This window comes from Bradyrhizobium sp. SEMIA, assembly GCF_014844175.1.
Lineage (GTDB): Bacteria > Pseudomonadota > Alphaproteobacteria > Rhizobiales > Xanthobacteraceae > Bradyrhizobium > Bradyrhizobium arachidis.
In genome coordinates this window covers 250,071-271,677 of record NZ_CP046601.1, presented here as the reverse complement: position 1 = coordinate 271,677, position 21,607 = coordinate 250,071, and the positions used below count along the sequence as shown (strand labels likewise).

At 64.5% G+C, this 21,607-nt stretch carries 19 protein-coding genes; 13 read left to right on the top strand and 6 right to left on the bottom strand.

The genetic code is table 11. The annotated features are described in order from the left end of the window. Nucleotides 1-27 precede the first annotated feature (27 nt). On the bottom strand, nt 28-1,110 hold the full coding sequence (locus FOM02_RS01340) for a DUF2336 domain-containing protein (protein WP_027563920.1): 1,083 nt from the start codon (nt 1,108-1,110) through the stop codon (nt 28-30). A 369-nt stretch (nt 1,111-1,479) separates the two neighbouring features. Here FOM02_RS01340 and rimP point away from each other — a divergent pair, with 369 nt between their 5' ends. The 8 genes from rimP to pnp all read left to right on the top strand — a co-directional run bounded on the left by rimP (nt 1,480) and on the right by pnp (nt 11,425). Next, complete coding sequence (gene rimP / locus FOM02_RS01335; protein ID WP_027563919.1) at nt 1,480-2,235, top strand: ribosome maturation factor RimP; 756 nt, start codon at nt 1,480-1,482, stop codon at nt 2,233-2,235. Between the two features lie 2 nt (nt 2,236-2,237). Next, on the top strand, nt 2,238-3,848 hold the full coding sequence (gene nusA / locus FOM02_RS01330; protein WP_027563918.1) for a transcription termination factor NusA: 1,611 nt from the start codon (nt 2,238-2,240) through the stop codon (nt 3,846-3,848). A 23-nt stretch (nt 3,849-3,871) separates the two neighbouring features. After that, nucleotides 3,872-4,555, top strand: a complete 684-nt coding sequence (locus FOM02_RS01325; protein ID WP_027563917.1) for an RNA-binding protein — start codon at nt 3,872-3,874, stop codon at nt 4,553-4,555. A gap of 71 nt (nt 4,556-4,626) precedes the next feature. After that, nucleotides 4,627-6,918: a translation initiation factor IF-2 gene (gene infB, locus FOM02_RS01320; RefSeq protein WP_265441410.1), complete on the top strand. Its 2,292-nt coding sequence runs from the start codon at nt 4,627-4,629 to the stop codon at nt 6,916-6,918. A gap of 156 nt (nt 6,919-7,074) precedes the next feature. Beyond that, nucleotides 7,075-7,506, top strand: coding sequence for a 30S ribosome-binding factor RbfA (gene rbfA / locus FOM02_RS01315; protein ID WP_265441409.1), 432 nt, complete (start codon nt 7,075-7,077; stop codon nt 7,504-7,506). After that, complete coding sequence (truB, locus tag FOM02_RS01310; protein WP_027563914.1) at nt 7,503-8,621, top strand: tRNA pseudouridine(55) synthase TruB; 1,119 nt, start codon at nt 7,503-7,505, stop codon at nt 8,619-8,621. The genes rbfA and truB overlap by 4 nt, the downstream gene beginning before the upstream one ends. A gap of 2 nt (nt 8,622-8,623) precedes the next feature. Next, on the top strand, nt 8,624-8,893 hold the full coding sequence (rpsO, locus tag FOM02_RS01305; protein ID WP_018644188.1) for a 30S ribosomal protein S15: 270 nt from the start codon (nt 8,624-8,626) through the stop codon (nt 8,891-8,893). 369 nt (nt 8,894-9,262) lie between these two features. Further along, nucleotides 9,263-11,425: a polyribonucleotide nucleotidyltransferase gene (gene pnp, locus FOM02_RS01300; protein ID WP_027563913.1), complete on the top strand. Its 2,163-nt coding sequence runs from the start codon at nt 9,263-9,265 to the stop codon at nt 11,423-11,425. 106 nt (nt 11,426-11,531) lie between these two features. Here the strand turns inward: pnp and katG are convergent, their stop codons facing one another. Then, the gene (katG, locus tag FOM02_RS01295) at nt 11,532-13,691 is read right to left on the bottom strand and encodes a catalase/peroxidase HPI (RefSeq protein WP_027563912.1); all 2,160 of its coding nucleotides are present in this window, start codon (nt 13,689-13,691) and stop codon (nt 11,532-11,534) included. A gap of 114 nt (nt 13,692-13,805) precedes the next feature. Here katG and FOM02_RS01290 point away from each other — a divergent pair, with 114 nt between their 5' ends. The 3 genes from FOM02_RS01290 (at nt 13,806) to FOM02_RS01280 (ending at nt 15,865) form a co-directional block, all read left to right on the top strand. Then, entirely contained in the window at nt 13,806-14,732 is a 927-nt protein-coding gene (locus FOM02_RS01290; RefSeq protein WP_027563911.1) for a hydrogen peroxide-inducible genes activator, read from the top strand. Nucleotides 14,733-14,810: 78 nt separating this feature from the next. Next, the gene (locus FOM02_RS01285) at nt 14,811-15,272 is read left to right on the top strand and encodes a GNAT family N-acetyltransferase (RefSeq protein WP_027563910.1); all 462 of its coding nucleotides are present in this window, start codon (nt 14,811-14,813) and stop codon (nt 15,270-15,272) included. Next, a complete protein-coding gene (locus FOM02_RS01280; protein ID WP_027563909.1) occupies nt 15,269-15,865 on the top strand; it encodes a glutathione S-transferase family protein in 597 nt (198 codons plus the stop codon). Before FOM02_RS01285 ends, FOM02_RS01280 begins: the two co-directional genes overlap by 4 nt. A gap of 111 nt (nt 15,866-15,976) precedes the next feature. Here the strand turns inward: FOM02_RS01280 and fabI are convergent, their stop codons facing one another. The 3 genes from fabI to fabA form a co-directional block, all read right to left on the bottom strand. Then, nucleotides 15,977-16,774 carry an enoyl-ACP reductase FabI gene (gene fabI, locus FOM02_RS01275; protein ID WP_027563908.1) on the bottom strand — a complete coding sequence of 266 codons (798 nt, stop codon included), beginning with the start codon at nt 16,772-16,774 and terminating at the stop codon, nt 15,977-15,979. Between the two features lie 135 nt (nt 16,775-16,909). After that, on the bottom strand, nt 16,910-18,133 hold the full coding sequence (fabB, locus tag FOM02_RS01270; protein ID WP_027563907.1) for a beta-ketoacyl-ACP synthase I: 1,224 nt from the start codon (nt 18,131-18,133) through the stop codon (nt 16,910-16,912). 39 nt (nt 18,134-18,172) lie between these two features. Next, nucleotides 18,173-18,694 (bottom strand): bifunctional 3-hydroxydecanoyl-ACP dehydratase/trans-2-decenoyl-ACP isomerase, encoded by a 522-nt coding sequence (gene fabA / locus FOM02_RS01265; RefSeq protein WP_027563906.1) that lies wholly within the window; start codon nt 18,692-18,694, stop codon nt 18,173-18,175. A 354-nt stretch (nt 18,695-19,048) separates the two neighbouring features. Between fabA and irrA the strand changes: the two genes are divergently transcribed. After that, nucleotides 19,049-19,540: an iron response transcriptional regulator IrrA gene (gene irrA / locus FOM02_RS01260; protein ID WP_027563905.1), complete on the top strand. Its 492-nt coding sequence runs from the start codon at nt 19,049-19,051 to the stop codon at nt 19,538-19,540. A gap of 175 nt (nt 19,541-19,715) precedes the next feature. Here irrA and FOM02_RS01255 read toward each other — a convergent pair whose 3' ends face one another. Continuing rightward, nucleotides 19,716-20,246, bottom strand: a complete 531-nt coding sequence (locus tag FOM02_RS01255; RefSeq protein WP_027563904.1) for an SH3 domain-containing protein — start codon at nt 20,244-20,246, stop codon at nt 19,716-19,718. A 318-nt stretch (nt 20,247-20,564) separates the two neighbouring features. Between FOM02_RS01255 and FOM02_RS01250 the strand changes: the two genes are divergently transcribed. Further along, a complete protein-coding gene (locus FOM02_RS01250; RefSeq protein WP_027563903.1) occupies nt 20,565-21,566 on the top strand; it encodes a 2-hydroxyacid dehydrogenase in 1,002 nt (333 codons plus the stop codon). Nucleotides 21,567-21,607: the final 41 nt, after the last annotated feature.

Sequence of the window (21,607 nt, the reverse complement as noted above, 5' to 3'; positions counted from 1 at the left end):
GAACCCGGAACGACCAGCAAAGAAAACTCAGATCGCTTGCCGGTTGCGCCAGAAATTGACGACGCGTTCGGCCGTCGCGGGCATCAGGCGCGTGAAGTTCACGCGAGCCTGCTCGATGTCGGCATCGGCCGGCGTGCGATGCAGCCCGTACCACATCAGCACCAGCGCGCGCACCGTGGGCCAGCCGAGATTCAGCATGCGGCCCAGCACCAGGATCGGATCGTAACGGTCGCCCGCGATCAGGCGGTCGAGGATCGAGAGGCGGACGCCGGACATCGCCGACAGCGAAGCGATCGATTCCTCGTATTTGTGCGCCTTGGCGAAGCCGAGCAGCGCGCTCTCGCCGAGATGACCCTCGCGGTGCAGTGCGAGCACGGTGCGCTGCGCGCCCGAGTAATCGCGGCGCGGCCCCGGCGGCAGCGCGGCCTCCTCGATCGCCGCCATGGCTCGCTTGATCTCGACCTGACGCACGGGATTGACCACGGTGGAGAGACGTCGGCGGATGACGTCGAGCGTGCCGTCGAGCAGCTCCTTCAGATTCTCACCCGAGAGATCGCTGCGCTGACCAATCTTCAGCGTGAGCACGCCGTCCTGCGCCGCGCGCTTGATCAGCTCGGAATAGCTGCCGGGCGAGAACACGGCGCCGGCATTGCCCGCGGCGCGACGCACCACGTCGCGATCGCCGCGCTCGACCAGCACGTCGGTGATGACAGAAGACAGAACGGGACGCTCGGTCATCGCCAGCAGATGGCCCTGGCCCTTCAGCCGCGCGATCTCGACCAGAGCGGCGTCGTCGAGCACGGGCGAGCGGCGCAGCACGGGGCCCGCCACCATGATGTCGTTTTCGTGCGCGAGCTGGTTGACCAGATGCGGAGGCGCATTGTTCAGGCGCGAGAAGCGCTCGGCGAGATCGATCCGCGAGGCGAGCTCGGCATGGGGGACGAGATCGGTCAGGAGATTGTCGAAGAGATCGATCAGCTCGGGACGGAGCCTTTCGGGATCCTGGAAGAACAGGTCGGAGATGGCGCGCGCGATCTCGCCACGACGCCTGGGGTCGCCGCGTTTGACGATATCGTCCAGTCCGGGAATGAGCGACGTGGCAACGGTCATGAAAACGCAAACTCGTACAGGGCACGCCGCGGGTGCGCCCTTGGTCCAAGCCGCCCCACAATCAGGGAATTTAGGCCTGCTTGATGAAAGAAGCGTTGCCGCTGGGGACCGCGAATCGGGCCCAAAAAGCCTCCTCGCCCCCGCGATGGGCCTTGTCCGGGAGGACGGAAAGGGCTATATCAGCGCCAATTCATCTTCTCATACGATCCGCGTAGTGAGAGTGGGCCCGAAAGGACCCGCTCTTTTTTATTACCTGAGCGCGGCTCGGCGGAAGATGCGGCCCGACGCGCTGTCGGGAAAGTTCCAAAGCGGGCTTTGTTAACCAAGCCTTAACCCACGCGTTAATCAACGAGCGCCTTGATCCCTGCGATGACCGAACCGACCACTGGTTCCACCGATGCCGAGTTGCTGGCCGAGCCGAGGCTCGTGGTCGAGCCGGGCGTGGCGGCACGGGTATCTGCGGTCGCAACGCCTGTGCTGGAAGGCATGGGTTACCGCCTGGTGCGGATCCGCATCTCTGGCGAGGCCGGCTGCACCGTGCAGATCATGGCCGAGCGGCCGGATGGCTCGATGCAGCTCGAGGATTGCGAGGCGATCTCGCGGGCGCTGTCGCCCGTGCTCGACGTCGCCGATCCCATCGACCGCGCCTACCGGCTGGAAATCTCATCGCCGGGGATCGATCGTCCGCTTGTGCGCCGTTCCGATTTCGAGCGCTATTCCGGGCATCTCGTCAAGATCGAGATGGCGGTTGCCCATGAGGGGCGGAAGCGGTTCCGTGGCATGATCGGGGCTGTGGAAGGCGACCGCGTGCATCTGCATCGCGATGACGTCAAGGCGGGCGATAATCCCGACGTGCTCCTGACGATGGAAGACATCGGCGAGGCACGGCTGGTGCTGACCGACGAGCTGATCGCCGAATCCATGCGCCGCGGCAAGGCCGAGGAGCGGCAGATGCGCCGGGATCTCGGCCTGGAACCGCCGCAAGCACCGCACGCCAAGATCAGCGAAAAAACCACCAAGAACACCAAGCCGAAGAAGAAACCGGCCCCGACCAATACCAAGAAGCATCGCCTGGCCGCCGAACGGGCGCGGCGTGGCGAGATCGAGCCTGACGAAGGAGACTAGCCATGGCAGTCAGCGCCAATCGACTTGAATTGCTCCAGATCGCCGACGCCGTTGCGCGCGAGAAATCGATCGACCGCGGCATCGTCATCGCAGCGATGGAGGACGCCATCGCCAAGGCCGCGCGCGCCCGTTACGGCAGCGAGACTGACGTTCATGCCGAGATCGACCCGAAGAAGGGCGAGCTGCGGCTGTCGCGCCACATGCTGGTAGTCGACAAGGTCGAGAACCACTCCAACCAGATCTCGCTGATCGATGCGCAGCGCGCCAATCCGGGCGCTCAGGTCGGCGACACCATCGCCGACACCCTGCCGCCGCTGGAATACGGCCGCATCGCCGCGCAGTCGGCCAAGCAGGTGATCGTGCAGAAGGTGCGCGAGGCCGAGCGCGACCGTCAGTATCAGGAATTCAAGGACCGCATCGGCGACATCGTCAACGGCGTCGTCAAGCGCGTCGAATATGGCAGCGTGATCGTCGATCTCGGCCGTGGCGAAGCCATCATCCGCCGCGACGAGATGCTGCCGCGCGAAGTCTTCCGCAACGGCGACCGCGTCCGTGCCTATATCTTCGACGTCCGCCGCGAGACGCGCGGCCCGCAGATCTTCCTCTCCCGCACCCATCCGCAGTTCATGGCGAAGCTGTTCGCGCAGGAAGTGCCTGAGATCTACGACGGCATCGTCGAGATCAAGGCGGTCGCCCGCGATCCGGGCTCGCGCGCGAAAATCGGCGTGATTTCCCGCGATTCCTCGGTCGACCCGGTCGGCGCCTGCGTCGGTATGCGCGGCTCGCGCGTGCAGGCGGTGGTGAACGAATTGCAGGGCGAGAAGATCGACATCATCCCGTGGTCGCCCGACATCGCGACCTTCGTGGTCAATGCGCTGGCGCCGGCCGAAGTCTCCAAGGTCGTCATCGACGAAGACCGCGAGCGCATCGAGGTCGTGGTGCCCGACACCAACAACCAGCTCTCGCTGGCGATCGGCCGCCGCGGCCAGAACGTGCGTCTGGCCTCGCAGCTCACCGGTTGGGACATCGACATCCTGACCGAGCAGGAGGAATCGGAGCGCCGTCAGGCCGACTTCGAGAACTCCACCCGCGTCTTCATGGAATCGCTCAACGTCGACGAAGTGGTCGGCCAGCTCCTGGCGTCCGAAGGCTTCACCTCGGTTGAGGAACTCGCGATGGTGGACCTCAAGGAACTCGCCAGCATCGAAGGCTTCGACGAGGAGACCGCGCAGGAGCTCCAGAGCCGTGCCCGCGAATATCTCGAGCAGCAGGAAGCCGAGATCGAAGCCCGCCGCAAGGAGCTGGGTGTCGAGGACGCTGTCAAGGACGTCCCCGGCGTGACCTCGAAGATGCTGGTGAAGTTCGGCGAGAACGACATCAAGACGGTCGACGACCTCGCCGGCTGCGCCACCGACGATCTGGTCGGCTGGACCGAGCGCAAGGAAGGCGGCGAGCAGACCAAGTTCGCCGGCGCGCTCGACGGCCTCGGCATCTCCCGCGACGAAGCGGAAGCCATGATCATGCAGGCCCGCGTCAAGGCCGGCTGGATCACCGAGGCCGATCTCGCCAAGCCCGCTGAAGAGGCCGAGGCGACCGAAGATCAGCCGGCTTAAGGACGAAGGAGAATGTCGCCCGGATGCTCGCAGACACTGCTCACGAACTTGACCATGGACCGCGGACCGAAAGGTCCGCGACCATGCGCACGTGCGCGGTCAGTCGCGAGGTCCGGCCGATCGACGAGCTGATCCGCTTCGTCATATCGCCTGACGGGCAGATAGTTCCCGATCTCAAGCGCAAGCTGCCCGGGCGCGGCATGTGGATCACCGCCTCGCGCGAGGCGGTTGCGGAAGCCGTCCGGCGTCACCAATTTAGCAAAGCCTTCAAGCGCGAGCTGCGCACCCCTCAGACGCTTTCCGCCGATATCGAGGCGCTTCTGGTTCGGAGCGTGACGGAAGCCCTTGGGATCGCCGCCAAGGCGGGCCAGGTCGTGGCCGGCTTCGGCAAGGTCGAAAGCGCGCTTCGGGAAGGCACGGTCGAGGTCCTGATCCACGCCAGCGACGGGGCCGCGGACGGAATCCGCAAATTGGACATGCTGGCGCGTCAAAATGACGGGAATCGCGGCGCCAAGCCGCAGATTCCCGTCGTCACCGCACTGAAATCGGTAGAATTGGATTTGGCACTAACCCGGTCAAATGTGATACATGCTGCCCTGCTCGCGGGCCCGGCGAGCAAGTCATTCCTGTCGCGTAGCCAGATGCTGGTCCGATACCGGATGGCGGACGCTGACAAGACTGCCGAAAAGCCCGGCCAGGATTTCTGAGAGACAACGACGACCCGATGGGACTGTGCGGGAACGCACAACACTAACAAGATCAGGATTAGGACTGCTGAATGGTTGATACCAAGACCCCTGGCGACAAGAAGCTGAGCGTTCCGAGCAAGACGCTATCGCTCAAGCCGCGCGTCGAAACGGGCACTGTGCGCCAGAGCTTCAGCCATGGCCGCAGCAAGCAGGTCGTGGTCGAGAAGCGCGGCAAGCGCCGCATCGACGGCACCCCTGAGCCGCAGACTGCCGAGGCGCCGAAGCCCGCGCCTGCTGCGCCCGCGCCCGCGACCGCGCGCCCCGGAACGACCACAGCAAGGCCGGCCGGCGGCCCGTTGGGTCGCGCCCCCGCCGTTGCGGCCGGCCCGGATGAGGATGATGGTCCGCGCCAGATCCGTCGCGGTCCTGGCGGCGCTGCGCGTCCTGCGGCGGCTCCCAAGACCACCCACAAGCCCGGCCCGCAGAAAGAGCGCGGCCGCCTCACCGTCGTCACCGCGCTCAATGCCGACGAGGTGCGCGAGCGTTCGATCGCCTCGTTCCGCCGCCGTACCCAGCGCCTGAAGGGTCACGCCTCGAACGAGCCGAAGGAAAAGCTCATCCGCGAGGTGACGATCCCGGAAGCGATCACCATCCAGGAACTCGCCAACCGCATGTCCGAACGCGCGGTCGATGTCATCCGCATGCTGATGAAGCAGGGCGCGATGCACAAGATCACCGACGTGATCGATGCCGATACCGCGCAGCTGATCGCCGAAGAGCTCGGCCACACCGTCAAGCGCGTTGCCGCCTCCGACGTCGAAGAGGGCCTGTTCGACCAGGTCGACGATTCCACCGACACCGAGACGCGGTCGCCTGTCGTGACCGTGATGGGCCACGTCGACCACGGCAAGACCTCGCTGCTCGACGCGCTCCGTCATGCCAACGTGGTCTCCGGCGAAGCCGGCGGCATCACCCAGCATATCGGCGCCTATCAGGTGTCCTCGCCCGAGACCGGCAAGAAGATCACCTTCATCGACACGCCCGGCCACGCCGCGTTCACCGCGATGCGCGCCCGCGGCGCCAAGGTCACCGACATCGTCGTGCTGGTGGTTGCGGCCGACGACGGCGTGATGCCGCAAACGGTGGAAGCCATCAACCACGCCAAGGCGGCAGGCGTGCCGATCATTGTTGCCATCAACAAGATCGACAAGCCCGATGCCAAGCCCGAGCGCGTGCGCACCGAGCTGCTCCAGCACGAGGTGCAGGTGGAATCCTTCGGCGGCGACGTCGTCGACGTCGAGGTGTCCGCCAAGAACAAGACCAATCTCGACAAGCTGCTCGAGATGATCGCGCTCCAGGCCGAAATCCTCGACCTCAAGACCAATTCGGAGCGTCCGGCCGAAGGCACCGTGATCGAAGCCAAGCTCGATCGCGGCCGTGGTCCGGTCGCAACCGTGCTGGTCCAGCGCGGCACGCTCCGTGTCGGCGACATCATCGTCGCCGGCGCCGAGATGGGCCGCGTCCGCGCGCTGATCTCGGATCAGGGCGAGACGGTGCAGGAAGCCGGCCCCTCGGTGCCGGTCGAAGTGCTCGGATTCAACGGTCCGCCGGAAGCCGGCGATCGTCTCGCCGTGGTCGAGAACGAAGCTCGCGCCCGCCAGGTCACCAGCTACCGCGCGCACCAGAAGCGCGAGAACGCGGCGGCCTCGATCTCCGGCATGCGCGGCTCGCTCGAGCAGATGATGTCGCAGCTGAAGACGGCGGGCCGCAAGGAGTTCCCGCTGATCGTCAAGGCCGACGTGCAGGGCTCGCTGGAAGCGATCCTCGGCTCGCTGGAGAAGCTCGGCACCGACGAAGTCGCAGCCCGCATCCTGCATGCCGGCGTCGGCGGCATCTCGGAATCCGACGTGACGCTCGCGGAAGGCTTCAACGCCGCGATCATCGGCTTCTCGGTTCGTGCCAACAAGGAGGCCGCTGCGGCCGCCAAGCGCAACGGCATCGAGATCCGCTACTACAACATCATCTACGACCTCGTGGACGACGTGAAGAAGGCGATGAGCGGTCTGCTCGCGCCGACCTTGCGCGAAACCATGCTGGGCAATGCCGAGATCCTCGAGATCTTCAACATCTCCAAGGTCGGCAAGGTTGCCGGCTGCCGCGTCACCGACGGCACCGTGGAACGCGGCGCCAACGTGCGCCTGATCCGCGACAACGTCGTCGTGCACGAAGGCAAGCTGTCGACGCTGAAGCGCTTCAAGGACGAAGTGAAGGAGGTCCAGTCCGGTCAGGAATGCGGCATGGCCTTCGAGAACTATCACGACATGCGTGCCGGCGACGTGATCGAGTGTTATCGCGTGGAGACGATCCAGCGCTCCCTGTAAGTCCAAATCTTACCGAAGCGCCCGGATCTTTTTGAGCTGAAATTGCGGGAGTGCGATGGCCGGATTTTTTCCGGCCATCCACACCTTATTCGTTTCAACAGGACAAATGACAATGCTCGTGTCCCAAACACGGGCACGACGAGGTGATTTTCGACGATGCCGCGCCACCACCAGAAGAAGAGTTCCGCGCCCGGCGGCTCGCAACGGCAGTTGCGCGTCGGCGAGCAGGTTCGCCATGCGATGGCCGAGATTCTGGCGCAAGGCAATGTGCATGATGCGGACCTCGAAGGTCACATCATCACCGTGCCGGAGGTACGGATGTCGCCAGACCTGAAGCTCGCGACAGTCTATGTGATGCCGCTCGGTGGCCGCGACACCGAGATCGTGATCGCTGCGCTCGAGCGCAACAAGAAATTCCTGCGCGGCGAAGTCGCGCGGCGCATTAACCTGAAATTTGCACCTGACATTCGTTTCCGCGTCGACGAGCGATTCGACGAAGCGGAACGGATCGAGAAGCTTTTGCGAACACCTGCGGTGCAGAAGGACCTGGAACAGGATCCGGATACGGATCGGGAAGAAGAGCAATGACGATGGACCCCGTACACGGCACGATCGGCGGCAACGATGCCGATCAGCGCGACGTGACGAAAAATAATTTTGCGGATCTCGGCGGCAATTCCCAGCCGCATCAGGAGCCGCGCCGCGTCAACAACGACCCGCGCGCCAGGCAGCAGAAGGGCAACCAGCCTCGCCGCGACCGCCGCGACGTCCACGGCTGGGTGGTGCTCGACAAGCCGATCGGCATGACCTCGACGCAGGCCGTTGCGGTGCTCAAGCGCCTGTTCAACGCCAAGCGCGCCGGACACGCCGGCACGCTCGACCCGCTCGCCTCGGGCGGCCTGCCCATTGCACTTGGAGAAGCCACCAAGACCGTCCCCTTCGTCATGGACGGCCGCAAGCGCTACCAGTTCACCGTGTGCTGGGGCGAGGAGCGCGATACCGACGACATCGAGGGACGCGTCACCGCGACCTCCGACCAGCGCCCGACCCGGGAGGCGATCCTGGCGCTGCTGCCCCGCTTCACCGGGGTGATCGAGCAGATCCCGCCGCGCTATTCCGCGATCAAGGTCCAGGGCGAGCGGGCCTATGACCTCGCCCGCGACGGCGAGGTCGTGGAACTGGCCCCCCGTCCGGTCGAGATTCACCATTTAACCCTTGTGGATCAACCGGATAACGACCGGGCCGTGTTCGAGGCCGAGTGCGGCAAGGGCACCTATGTCCGGGCGCTGGCCCGCGATATGGGCCGGATTCTCGGTACTTTCGGCCATATCTGCGCGCTGCGGCGGACCCTGGTCGGCCCATTTGACGAAAACGACATGATTCCGCTGGATCAGTTGGAGGCTTTGTGCGATAGAGCCGCGTCCGGCGAGGGCAGCCTCGCCGACGCGCTCATGCCCGTTGAGACCGCGCTGGACGACATCCCGGCACTGGCCGTCACTCGGGCTGATGCGGCAAGGCTCCATCGGGGCCAAGCCGTTTTGTTGCGCGGACGGGATGCGCCCACTTGTAGCGGCACAGTCTATGTCACGGTGGCAGGCCGTCTTTTGGCGCTTGCTGAAGTCGGCAATGGCGAAATCATCCCCAAGCGTGTGTTCAACCTGACCGGCCTGACTGCCAGCCCCGGTCGCAACGAGAGAAATTGACGATGTCGATTGCCGCCGAACGCAAAGCGGAAGTCATCAAGACGAATGCCACCAAGGCCGGCGACACCGGCTCGCCCGAGGTTCAGGTCGCGATCCTGTCGGAACGCATCAACAACCTGACCAACCATTTCAAGACCCACGTGAAGGACAACCATTCGCGTCGCGGCCTCTTGAAGCTGGTCTCGACCCGCCGCTCGCTCCTCGACTACCTCAAGAAGAGGGACGAGGCGCGGTACAAGGCGCTGCTCGAGAAGCACAACATTCGTCGTTAAGTGTCCCTGCGCGCGCCACTGGCGCGCGTTTTCGCGCGTGGTTTCGAACGAAAGCGCTTATTTAAAGGTTTTTGATCGAGGCTGCGTGCGCGTCGGATGCAACGATTCGCATCCGAGGCATGATCGGCGAAGACCGCGGTTCGGTGTTCGCGTTCGTGCCGACTGACAGTCCAGCAGCAATCCGGCGGCTGGGCACAACGGGCAAGGCGCCCGTATGACCCGAAAGGATGGACGCCATCCGACATCCAAAAACCATGGCAGGATCGCAGGACGCTGATCGCCCGCTTCGATCAGCGTCCCGCAATCTTGCGCATGGTTTTTGTTTTTCGAGCCGTCCCTTCTTTCGAGAACCCATGAAAGAAGACCTCTATGTTCAATAAGCATTCAGTCGAGATCGACTGGGGCGGACGCCCTCTCAAGCTGGAAACCGGCAAGATCGCGCGCCAGGCCGACGGCGCCGTCGTCGCCACCTATGGCGAGACCGTGGTGCTCGCCACCGTCGTCGCGGCGAAGGCGCCGCGCGAGGGCGTCGACTTCCTGCCGCTGACCGTCGACTACCAGGAGAAGACCTACGCCGCGGGCCGCATTCCCGGCGGCTATTTCAAGCGCGAGGGCCGTCCGACCGAGAAGGAGACGCTGGTCTCCCGCCTGATCGACCGTCCGATCCGTCCGCTGTTCGTCGACGGTTGGCGCAACGAGACCCAAGTGATCGTCACCGTGCTCTCGCACGACATGGAAAACGACCCCGATATCGTCGCGCTGGTTGCGGCCTCCGCCGCGCTGACCCTGTCCGGCGCACCCTTCAAGGGCCCGATCGGCGCAGCGCGCGTCGGCTTTGCCAATGACGAATTCATCCTCAACCCGACGCTCGACGAGATGGTCGACACCCAGCTCGACCTCGTCGTCGCCGGCACCGCCGACGCCGTGCTGATGGTGGAATCGGAAGCCAAGGAGCTGAACGAAGACATCATGCTCGGCGCCGTGATGTTCGGTCACCGCCACTTCCAGCCGGTGATCAACGCGATCATCGATCTCGCCGAGAAGGCCGCCAAGGAGCCGCGCGAAGTCACCGTCATCGACAATTCGGCGCTCGAGAAGGAAATGCTCGGCCTGATCGAGCAGGAGCTGCGCGCCGCCTACGCGATCCCGGTGAAGCAGGATCGCTATGCCGCGGTCGGCGTCGCCAAGGAAAAGGTGATGGCCCACTACTTCCCGGAAGGACAGGAGCCGAAATACGACAAGCTCCGCGTCGCCGGCGTGTTCAAGGAGCTGGAAGCCAAGATCGTCCGCTGGAACATCCTCGACACCGGCAAGCGCATCGACGGCCGCGATTCCAAGACCGTGCGCAACATCGTCGCCGAAGTCGGCGTGCTGCCCCGCGCCCACGGCTCGGCGCTGTTCACCCGCGGCGAGACCCAGGCGATGGTCGTGACCACGCTCGGCACCGGCGAGGACGAGCAGTACATCGACGCGCTGTCGGGGACGTACAAGGAAACGTTCCTGCTGCACTACAACTTCCCGCCCTACTCGGTCGGTGAGACCGGCCGCCTCGGCGGCACCAAGCGCCGCGAGATCGGCCACGGCAAGCTGGCCTGGCGCGCGATCCATCCGGTGCTGCCGCCGCACCACGAATTCCCCTACACCACGCGCGTGGTGTCGGAGATCACCGAGTCCAACGGCTCCTCGTCGATGGCTTCGGTCTGCGGCGCCTCGCTCGCGCTGATGGACGCCGGCGTGCCCTTGAAGCGGCCGACCGCGGGCATCGCGATGGGCCTGATCCTCGAAGACAAGCGCTTTGCGGTTCTCTCGGACATCCTCGGTGACGAGGACCATCTCGGCGACATGGACTTCAAGGTCGCCGGCACCGAGCAGGGCATCACCTCGCTCCAGATGGACATCAAGATCGAGGGCATCACCGAGGAGATCATGCGTGTCGCCCTTGGCCAGGCCAAGGAAGGCCGCATCCACATCCTCGGCGAGATGGCCAAGGCCCTGACCGCTGCGCGCGCCGAGCTCGGCGAATACGCGCCGCGCATCGAGACCTTCAAGATCCCGACCGACAAGATCCGCGAAGTGATCGGCACCGGCGGCAAGGTGATCCGCGAGATCGTCGAGAAGACCGGCGCCAAGGTCAACATCGAGGACGACGGCACCGTGAAGGTCGCCTCCAGCGACGGCGAGGCGATGAAGGCTGCGATCAAGTGGATCAAGTCGATCGCGTCCGAGCCGGAAGTCGGCCAGATCTATGACGGCACCGTCGTTAAGGTGATGGAGTTCGGCGCCTTCGTGAACTTCTTCGGCTCCAAGGACGGTCTCGTCCACATCAGCCAGCTCGCTTCGGCGCGCGTGCAGAAGACCTCCGACGTCGTCAAGGAAGGCGACAAGGTCAAGGTCAAGCTGCTCGGCTTCGACGATCGCGGCAAGACCCGCCTGTCGATGAAGGTGGTCGACCAGACCACCGGCGAGGACCTCGAGGCCAAGGACAAGGCCGCCGAGGGCGAGAAGGCCCCGCGCGAAGCCGCCGGCGAGTAAGCCTCGCTGCTGCATCAGAAACACGAAGGGCGGCCGAGAGGCCGCCCTTTTTGTTTGTGTCGGAAGCGCTGTGCACCTCTCCCGCAAGCGGGAGAGGTGCAGTAACTCACGCCGCGATGTCGAAGCGGTCGAGGTTCATCACCTTGGTCCAGGCCTTGGCGAAGTCCTTGACGAACTTCTCTTTCGAATCCGAGGTCGCATAGACCTCGGCGAAGGCGCGGAGCTGCGAGTGCGCGCCGAAGATGAGATCGGCACGGGTGCCGGTCCAGTTCACCGCGTTGGTCTTGCGATCGCGGGCCTCGTAGCTGCCGTCGGCCGCCGGGGTCCACTGCGCGCTCATGTCGAGCAGGTTGACGAAGAAGTCGTTGCTCAGCGTGCCCACCTTCGAGGTGAGGACACCGTGCTTCGACCCGTTCGCGTTGGCGCCGAGCACGCGCAGGCCGCCGACCAGCACGGTCAGCTCGGGTCCGGTCAGCTTCAGAAGCTGCGCGCGATCAATGAGCGCCTCTTCCTGCTGCAGGAACTGCTGCTTCTTGCCGATATAGTTGCGGAAGCCATCGGCCCGCGGCTCGAGCGGAGCGAAAGACTCCGTATCGGTCTGCTCCTGCGAAGCATCCATGCGGCCCGGCGTGAAGCCGACCTTGACGTCGACGCCGGCATCCTTCGCGGCCTTCTCGACCGCGGCGGTGCCGCCGAGGACGATCAGGTCTGCGAGCGAGACCTTCTTCGCACCGGTGCTGAACTCCTTCTGGATCGCTTCGAGCTTGCCGAGCACCTTGGAGAGCTGGGCCGGCTGGTTGACCTCCCAATCCTTCTGCGGGGCAAGACGGATGCGCGCACCATTGGCGCCGCCGCGCTTGTCCGAGCCGCGGAACGTCGAGGCCGACGCCCAGGCGGTCGAGACCAGCTCGGAGACCGAGAGGCCCGAAGCCAGGATCTTGCTCTTCAGCGCCGCGATGTCCTGGTCGCTGACCAGCTCGTGGTCGACCTTCGGAATCGGATCCTGCCAGATCAGCGTCTCCTTCGGCACCAGCGGGCCGAGATAGCGCTGGATCGGGCCCATGTCGCGATGGGTGAGCTTGAACCAGGCGCGGGCGAAGGCGTCCGCGAACTGATCCGGGTTCTCCAGGAAGCGACGCGAGATCTTCTCGTAGGCCGGATCCATGCGCAGCGAGAGGTCGGTGGTCAGCATGGTCGGCCGATGCTTCTTCGACTTGTCGAAGGCATCCGGAATGATGGCGTCGGCGCCCTTGGCCGTCCACTGGTTCGCACCGCCCGGGCTCTTCGTCAGCTCCCATTCGTACTTGAACAGGTTCTCGAAGAAGTTGTTGCTCCACTTGGTCGGCGTCGCGGTCCAGGTCACTTCGAGACCGCTGGTGATGGAATCACCGGCGAGGCCCGACGCATGCTTGCTCTTCCAGCCGAGGCCCTGGTCTTCCAGCGCGCCCGCTTCCGGCTCCGGTCCGACCAGCGACGGATCGCCGGCGCCGTGGGTCTTGCCGAAGGAGTGGCCGCCGGCGATCAGCGCGACGGTTTCCTCGTCGTTCATGGCCATGCGGAAGAAGGTCTCGCGGATGTCCTTGGCCGCGGCGACCGGATCCGGCTTGCCGTTCGGACCCTCCGGGTTGACGTAGATGAGGCCCATCTGCACGGCGCCGAGCGGCTCGGCGAGCTGGCGTTCGCCGCTGTAGCGCTCATCGCCGAGCCAGGTGCCTTCCGGACCCCAATACAGCTCTTCCGGCTCCCACACGTCGGCGCGGCCACCGGCAAAGCCAAACGTCTTGAAGCCCATCGACTCCAGCGCGACGTTGCCGGCGAGCACCATCAGATCGGCCCAGGAGATCTTGCGGCCGTATTTCTGCTTGATCGGCCAGAGCAGACGGCGCGCCTTGTCGAGGTTGGCGTTGTCAGGCCAGCTGTTCAGCGGCGCGAAACGCTGCTGACCGGCGCCGGCGCCGCCGCGGCCGTCGGTGGTGCGATAGGTGCCCGCGCTGTGCCAGGCCATGCGGATCATGAGGCCACCATAGTGACCGAAGTCTGCGGGCCACCACTCCTGCGAATCCGTCATCAAGGCGGTCAGGTCCTTGATGACCGCGTTCAGGTCGAGCGTCTTGAATTCCTTGGCATAGTCGAAGTCCTTGCCCATCGGATCGGACAAGTCGGAATTCTTGTGCAGCATCTCGATGCTGAGCTGGGTCGGCCACCAGTCGCGGTTCACGCGCGTGGGTTTTCCGCCCGAAAACGGGCACTTCGAAGTGTCATCCATGATTACCTCCTCTGGTGGCGTCGAACTCGCGCCTTTGACCAGGTAGAACCACTCTAAGCGCCGCCTCCTATCAGGTGAAGTTGACTTTAGTGATCGCTGCGATAGGATTTTCTGATGATCAATCTGACGCTGCGCCAGCTCCGGTATTTCGACGCGCTGGCGCGGCACGGTCATTTCGGCCGCGCGGCGGAGGCCTGCTCGATCTCACAGCCGGCCTTGTCGATGCAGATCAAGGAGTTGGAGGAAGCGCTCGGCGGCCTGCTGCTGGAACGCAGCGCCCGGCAAGTGGCGCTGACCCGGTTCGGCGAGGAACTCGCCCAGCGCGTCCGCGACATTTTGCGCTCGGTCGATGAGCTCGGCGATTTCGCCCGGGCGTCGCGGGACCGCTTTGCCGGCCGCCTGCGCATCGGCATGATCCCGACCATCGCGCCCTATCTGCTGCCCAAGATCACGAAAAATCTCACGCGCCTGCATCCGGAGCTCGACATCCGCGTGCGCGAGACGATGACGCCGCGGCTGATCCAGGAGCTGGTGGAGGGCCGGCTCGACACCGCCATCGTGGCGCTGCCGGTGTCGGAGCCCTCGCTCACCGAGGTCGCCTTGTTCGACGAGAAATTCTTGCTGGTGCGCCCCGGCTCCGACGAAGGCACCCCGGTGCCGTCACGCGAGATGATGCGCGAGATGCGGCTGCTGCTGCTCGAGGAGGGACACTGCTTCCGCGACCAGGCGCTGTCGTTCTGCAACATGCAATCGGCGCCGCCGCGCGAGATGCTGGATGCGAACTCGCTGTCGACGCTGGTTCAGATGGTCAGCGCCGGCATCGGCGTTACCTTGATTCCGGAGATGGCCGTGCCGGTGGAGACACGCTCCGCCTCGGTCTCGCTGTCGCGCTTCCGCGACCCGCAGCCCTCGCGCACCATCGGCATGGTCTGGCGCAAGACCAGTCCGCTCGCGCGCCAGCTCCTGCAAATCTCCGAGGTAGTATGCCTGTCGGCCGGCAAGGCACGACCGAAGCAAGTCGTGCGCAGCCAACGGGCCTGAAGCGGGAATTTCTCGAGACAGTCGGGATCATTCAAGTGACCTCCCGCGCATGGCGGGCAGATCGAGCCGAGAACACCGATGCCTGATCCGATCATCCGCCCCGCCCGCACCGACGAATATGACGAGATCGGCCGCGTCTGGATGGAGAGCTGGGTCTCGACGGGTCTGGCCGAAGCCAGCGAATTCCTGCTGGCGAACCTGCGTGCGCGGATTCGGCGCGAGATCGACAACGGCTGGAGGCTGTTCGTCGCCGACGACGAAGGCACCATCGCCGCGATGCTGGCGCTGCATCTGCCGAAGCTTTATCTCGACATGTTGTTTGTCGGGCCCGCCTACCAGGGCCAATCGCTCGGGCGGAAACTGCTCGCCTTCTCGCGCACGCAAATGCCCGACGAGATATACCTGCGCTGTGTCCGCGAGAACGAGAAGGCCTGGCGCTGGTACGAGCGCGAAGGTTTTGTGTTCGAGAAGGAAGAGATCGAACCGTCGAACGGGTTCATGATGAAGTATTACCGGTGGAAGAAGGGAATCCCGCCATGATCAAGCTCTATTGGTCGCCCCGCTCGCGCTCGTTCACGACGCTCTGGCTGATGGAAGAAAGTGGCCTTCCCTATGAGCGCGTGCTGACCGACATCTCGACCGGTGCACAGAAGGCGCCGGAGTTCCTCAAGGTCAACCCGATGGGCAAGGTGCCCGCACTCAGCGACGGCGACGCCGCGCTCGGCGAAGCCGCGGCGATCTGCGCCTACATCGCCGATCGCTATCCCGAAACGAAGCTGGCGCCCACCGCGACCGATTCGCGCCGCGCGCGCTATCTGCAATGGCTGTTCTTCTCGCCCGGCTGCATTGAGCCCGCCATCATCCAGATCTTCACCAAGATTGAGATCCCGGCCTCGACCGCAGCCTGGGGCAGCGCGACGCAGGTGTTCGACGTGCTGGAGGCCGCGCTTGCCGAGGGACCGTGGATTCTGGGCGAAAAATTTTCCGCCGCCGACATCACGGTCGGCTCGGGCCTGAACTTTGCGGTGCGCCTGTTCAAGATGGTGCCGTCGCGCCCGGCCTTCGACGCCTATATCGCGCGCTGCATGGCGCGGCCGGCGTTCCAGCGCGCGGAGAAGATCGCGGCGGGCTGAAGTGACTCTCGTAGGGTGGGCAAAGGCGCAGCGCGCCGTGCCCACCATCTGCAATTATTGAGAGATGGTGGGCACGTCGCTTGCGCTCCTTTGCCCACCCTACGGCATCGTCTATTCCGGCTTCAAATCGTCCGGGCGCGGCATCAGGACGATGTTGTAGCCGGAATCGACATAGTGGATCTCGCCGGTCACACCGCCTGACAGATCCGACAGCAGATACAGCGCCGAACCGCCGAGCTCGTCGAGCGTGACGCCGCGGCGGAGCGGCGAATGCTTTTGCATGAAGGCGAACATCGCGCGCGCCTCGCCGATGCCGGAGCCGGCGAGCGTGCGGATGGGCCCCGCGGAGATCGCGTTGACGCGGATGCCGCGCGGTCCGAAATCGGAGGCAAGATAGCGCACCGAGGCTTCCAGCGCCGCCTTGGCCACGCCCATCACGTTGTAATTCGGCATCGCACGCTCGGAGGCGCCGAAGGTCAGCGTGATCATGCTGCCGCCGTCGGTCATGAGCTCGGCCGCGCGTTTTGCCACCTCCGTGAAGGAGAAGCAGGAGATCACCATGGTGCGCGAAAAATTCTCGCGGCTGGTGTCGGCGTAGCGACCCTTCAGCTCGTTCTTGTCGGCAAAGCCGATCGCGTGAATGACGAAATCGAGCTTGCCCCACTTTTCACGGAGCGCAGCGAAGGTCGCATCGACGCTGGCGATGTCCTCGACGTCGCAGGGCAGCACCAGATCGACGCCGAGCTGTTCCGCCAGCGGCTTGACGCGCTTGCCGAGGGCTTCGCCCTGGAAGGTGAAGGCAAGCTCGGCACCGTGGGCATGCAGCGTCTTCGCCATGCCCCAGGCGATCGAATGATCATTGGCGATGCCCATGATCAGACCGCGCTTGCCTTTCATCAGTCCTTCCATTTCGCAATTACTCTCCGCTGTCCGTCATGCCCGGGCTTGTCCCGGGCATCCACGTTCTTCCAACCGGTAACAAAGACGTGGATGGCCGGGACGAGCCCGGCCATGACGAAAAACTACCAGTGCGTACGCAAGGCCTCACACATCCAGCCGGCTGAACACCAGCGTGGCGTTGGTGCCGCCGAAGCCGAAGGAGTTCGACAGTACGGTGCCGATCTTGGCATTGTCGATGCGCTTGCGCACGATCGGCATGTCAGCGAACACCGGATCGAGCTCCTGGATGTGCGCGCTCTCGCAGATGAAGCCGTTGTTCATCATCAGCAGCGAGTAGATCGCTTCCTGCACGCCGGTCGCACCGAGCGAGTGGCCGGTCAGCGCCTTGGTCGCCGAGATCGGTGGGCATTTCTCGCCGGCGCCGAACACGCGACGGAGCGCGTCGATCTCCGGCGGATCGCCGGCCGGGGTCGAGGTCGCGTGCGGGTTGATATAGTCGACCTTGGTCTTCACCGTCGACATCGCCATGCGCATGCAGCGCTCGGCGCCTTCACCCGACGGCGCGACCATGTCGTAACCGTCAGAGGTCGCGCCATAGCCGACGACCTCGCCATAAATGCGCGCGCCGCGCGCCTTGGCATGCTCGAGCTCTTCCAGGACGAGGACTCCCGCGCCGCCGGCAATGACAAAACCGTCGCGGTTGAGGTCGTAGGGCCGCGAGGCGGTGGCGGGCGTGTCGTTGTACTTCGAGGACATCGCGCCCATGGCGTCGAACAGCACCGAGAGCGACCAGTCGAGCTCCTCGCAGCCGCCGGCGAAGATGACGTCCTGCTTGCCGATCTGGATCGTCTCATAGGCGTTGCCGACGCAATGGTTCGAGGTCGCGCAGGCCGAGGAGATCGAGTAGTTCACGCCCTTGATCTTGAACCAGGTCGCAAGCGTCGCGGAGGCCGTGGACGACATCGCCTTCGGCACTGCAAACGGACCGACGCGCTTCGGGCCCTTGGTGCGGGTGATGTCGGCGGATTCGACGATGGTGCGCGCCGACGGGCCGCCGGAGCCCATGATGATGCCGGTGCGGATGTTGGAGACTTCCTCAAGCGACAGGCCGGAGTCCTGGATCGCCTGCTCCATCGCGACGTGATTCCACGCCGCGCCCTGGCCGAGGAAACGCATTGCACGCCGGTCGACCACCGTCGAAGGATCGAGCGTCGGCGCACCCGCGACCTGCGACCGGAAGCCGAGCTCGGCATATTTTTCAGCCCGCGAAATGCCCGACTTCGCCTCGTGAAGGCTCGCAAGCACTTCCTGGGTGTTGTTTCCGATGGACGAGACGATGCCCATCCCGGTGACCACAACCCGCCTCATGACAGCCTCGCCTTAATCGTTGTCTTCTTGCTAATGCGCTCAGCCCAGGCTCGTGCCCTGCTTGAACAGGCCAACCTTCAGATCCTTGGCGCGATAAATAATCTGGTCATCGACCGAAAGCCACCCGTCGGCGATACCGAGCACCAGCTTTGAACGCATCACGCGCTTCATGTCGACGTTGTACACAACCTTGCGGGCCTCGGGCAGCACCTGGCCGCCGAACTTCAATTCGCTGAGGCCAAGAGCACGGCCACGACCTTCGCCGCCGACCCAGCCCAGATAGAAGCCGACCATTTGCCACAGCGCATCGAGGCCGAGGCAACCCGGCATCACCGGATCGTTCTTGAAGTGGCAGCCGAAGAACCAGAGATCCGGCTTCACATCGAGCTCGGCGCGGACCAGGCCCTTGCCGAACTCTCCGCCAGTCTCGGTAATTTCCGTGATGCGGTCGAACATCAGCATCGGCGGCAGCGGCAGCTGGGCATTGCCCGGACCGAACATCTCGCCACGGGCACATGCCAGCAGATCTTCGTATTCGTAACCGTTGCGCTTGTTCAGCATGCACGAGCCTCTGTTCTAATCCCGATTGAGCGGCGTTTTTTGGCGAAAATGGGCCCCGTCGCGATCGGAGAGCAACGCCAACTGCCACCGTCGGGCGCCGTTCCCGCAAGGCCGCCCGGATGGGCTGCTGGCCGGGCTTGCCTGCCTGGCCGCGCCAAAATCGGCCAGCGGAACCGCGCGCTCTCTAACACAGGCCTTTTCGGTGGCAAAGCGCTGTCATGAAGGTAAAATGACGGGGGTCCTCGCCCAGTTCCAAGGTTAATTAGAACCTCTCTAGTTGCGAGAAACTTGCATCTGCATCTATCTGTCCATATATTGCAGATAGATAGTGTCAATGCGTGCCGAAATCTGGAAATGAGCGAGAATACACCGCATCATCACGACGACGATGCCCACACGGCGGCCCTTCTGTCCGGCCGCCAGCCTGCGCTGACCGGCTGCCCGTGGCATGACGTCAACGAAATGCTTCAGTCGGCCGGCCTTCGCCCGACGCGCCAGCGCATGGCGCTCGGCTGGCTGCTGTTCGGCAAGGGCGCGCGCCACCTTACGGCTGAAATGCTCTACGAGGAAGCAACCCTCGCGAAGGTTCCGGTGTCGCTGGCGACCGTCTACAACACGCTGAACCAGCTCACCGATGCCGGCCTGCTCCGCCAGGTCAGCGTCGACGGCACCAAGACCTATTTCGACACCAACGTCACCACCCACCACCATTATTACCTCGAGAACAGCCATGAGCTGGTCGACATCGAGGATCCGCATCTGGCGCTGTCCAAGATGCCGGAGGTGCCGGAGGGTTACGAGATCTCCCGCATCGACATGGTCGTGCGGCTGCGCAAGAAGCGCTGAGATCGTCCCAAGATCGGATTGAGATCGTCATGGCCTGGCTTGTCCCGGCCATTGTCGTTTCACGCCGTCATTCCGGGGCGGTGCGAAGCACCGAACTACGGTGCGCGCTTGCGCACCTGAGGATCCCGAGATCCCGGGTCTGGCGCCTTGCGCCATCCCGGGATGACCCTTTGCGTCAATTCACCTGCTCGTCCGAATAGACGCCCCAGAGGCGTTCCTGCTGGATCCAGCCGTCAAAACCGTTGCCGGTGACGCGGCACCAGCTTGCGACGCACTTTTTCACCTGCGTGACGACGCCGGCCTGGAGCTTTGCTGCAACCGCGCTGTCGGGATCGGCGCGGTCATAGATCGGCGCCAAATCGTCCTTGTGCTTCATGGTGACGACCGCAGTGCGGCGGCCCGACAGCAGTGAGTGATAGACCCAGCCCTCGGCGCCCTCGGAATCGCGCACCCGGCGCCAGTTTTCGAACTCGGCGGTGATTTCGACCGGCAGGCCGGCGCGGGTATAGACCCAGGCGACGTCGTTGTCCTTGGTCGGACCGGCGCGGACATTGACGTGGTCGGACTTGAGGCTGACATAGCGCGGCACGGGCAGCCCGCTGGCGGTCTGCGGCGTACTGTCCTTGGCCGAATGCGAGGGACCGACCGAGGCGCCCAACCAGGTGCAAACGAGCGCCATCACCGAACAAAAACGCCCCAACGCCATCAAACCCGTCTCCTGTCGAAGACCCGGCCAGGCCAGGTCCTCACCCAAATTCCAAACTCTGCCGTGCACCCCGCCCGCCCCACGCGGGTGTTCCCGAAGCTGACCCGTGGTTCTTGTCTTGGCCCGGCCTTCTGCTAGAGAGGACGGGCACTTGAACAACCAGTTTGCCCCGATTTTCCGGCCGGAAATGTCGGGAGAGCTTGAAGGAAACGCCGGGGACGACACGGCAAGGGCAGTGTCGAACAACCGGGTTAATGAGGCCTGAACGGCCGGCCTTTGGTGACAGAGGCGGCCCCCAGCGCCTCATGAGGGCAGGATATGTCGGTGAAGAAAAAGCCCCTCGTCGTGGTGACGCGCAAGCTGCCGGACTCGATCGAGACGCGGATGCGCGAGCTGTTCGACGCGCGGATCAATCTCGAGGACACGCCGATGTCGGCCGAGCAGCTCGCGGAAGCCGCGCGCACCGCCGACGTGCTGGTTCCGACCGTCACCGACCACATCACCGCCGACATCGTCAACCAGCCGGACTGCAAGCTCCGCCTGATCGCCAATTTCGGCAACGGCGTCGACAATATCGACGTCGAGGCCGCGCATGCCCGCGGCATCACCGTCACCAACACGCCGAAGGTTTTGACCGAGGACACCGCCGACATGACCATGGCGCTGATCCTGGCGGTGCCGCGCCGGATGATCGAAGGCGCCTCGATCCTGACCGAAGGAAAGCCGTGGCCGGGCTGGTCGCCGACCTGGATGCTCGGCCACCGCATCGGCGGCAAGCGTCTCGGCATCATCGGCATGGGCCGCATTGGCCAGGCGGTGGCGCGCCGCGCCCGCGCCTTCGGCCTTCAGATCCACTATCACAACCGCCGTCCCGTCGCGCCGAAGATCGCCGAGGAGCTTGGCGCGACCTATTGGGAAAGCCTCGACCAGATGCTGGCGCGGATGGACATCATCTCGGTGAATTGTCCGCACACGCCGGCGACCTATCATTTGCTCTCGGCGCGGCGGCTGAAGCTGATCCGCAAGGACGCCTACATCGTCAACACCGCGCGCGGCGAGGTCACCGACGAGGACACGCTGATCAAGCTGATCGAAGGCGGCGAGATCGGCGGCGCCGGCCTCGACGTCTACGAGCACGAGCCCGCGGTGAATCCCAAGCTGGTGCGGCTCGCCAAGGCCGGCAAGGTGACGCTGCTGCCGCATATGGGCTCGGCCACGATCGAGGGCCGCGTCGAGATGGGCGAGAAGGTGATCATCAACATCCGCACCTTCCTCGACGCCCACAAGCCGCCGGATCGCGTGCTGCCGAGCATGCTCTGAGTCAACTTTACTGCGTGCCAAGCTGTATGCCCTCATCCTGA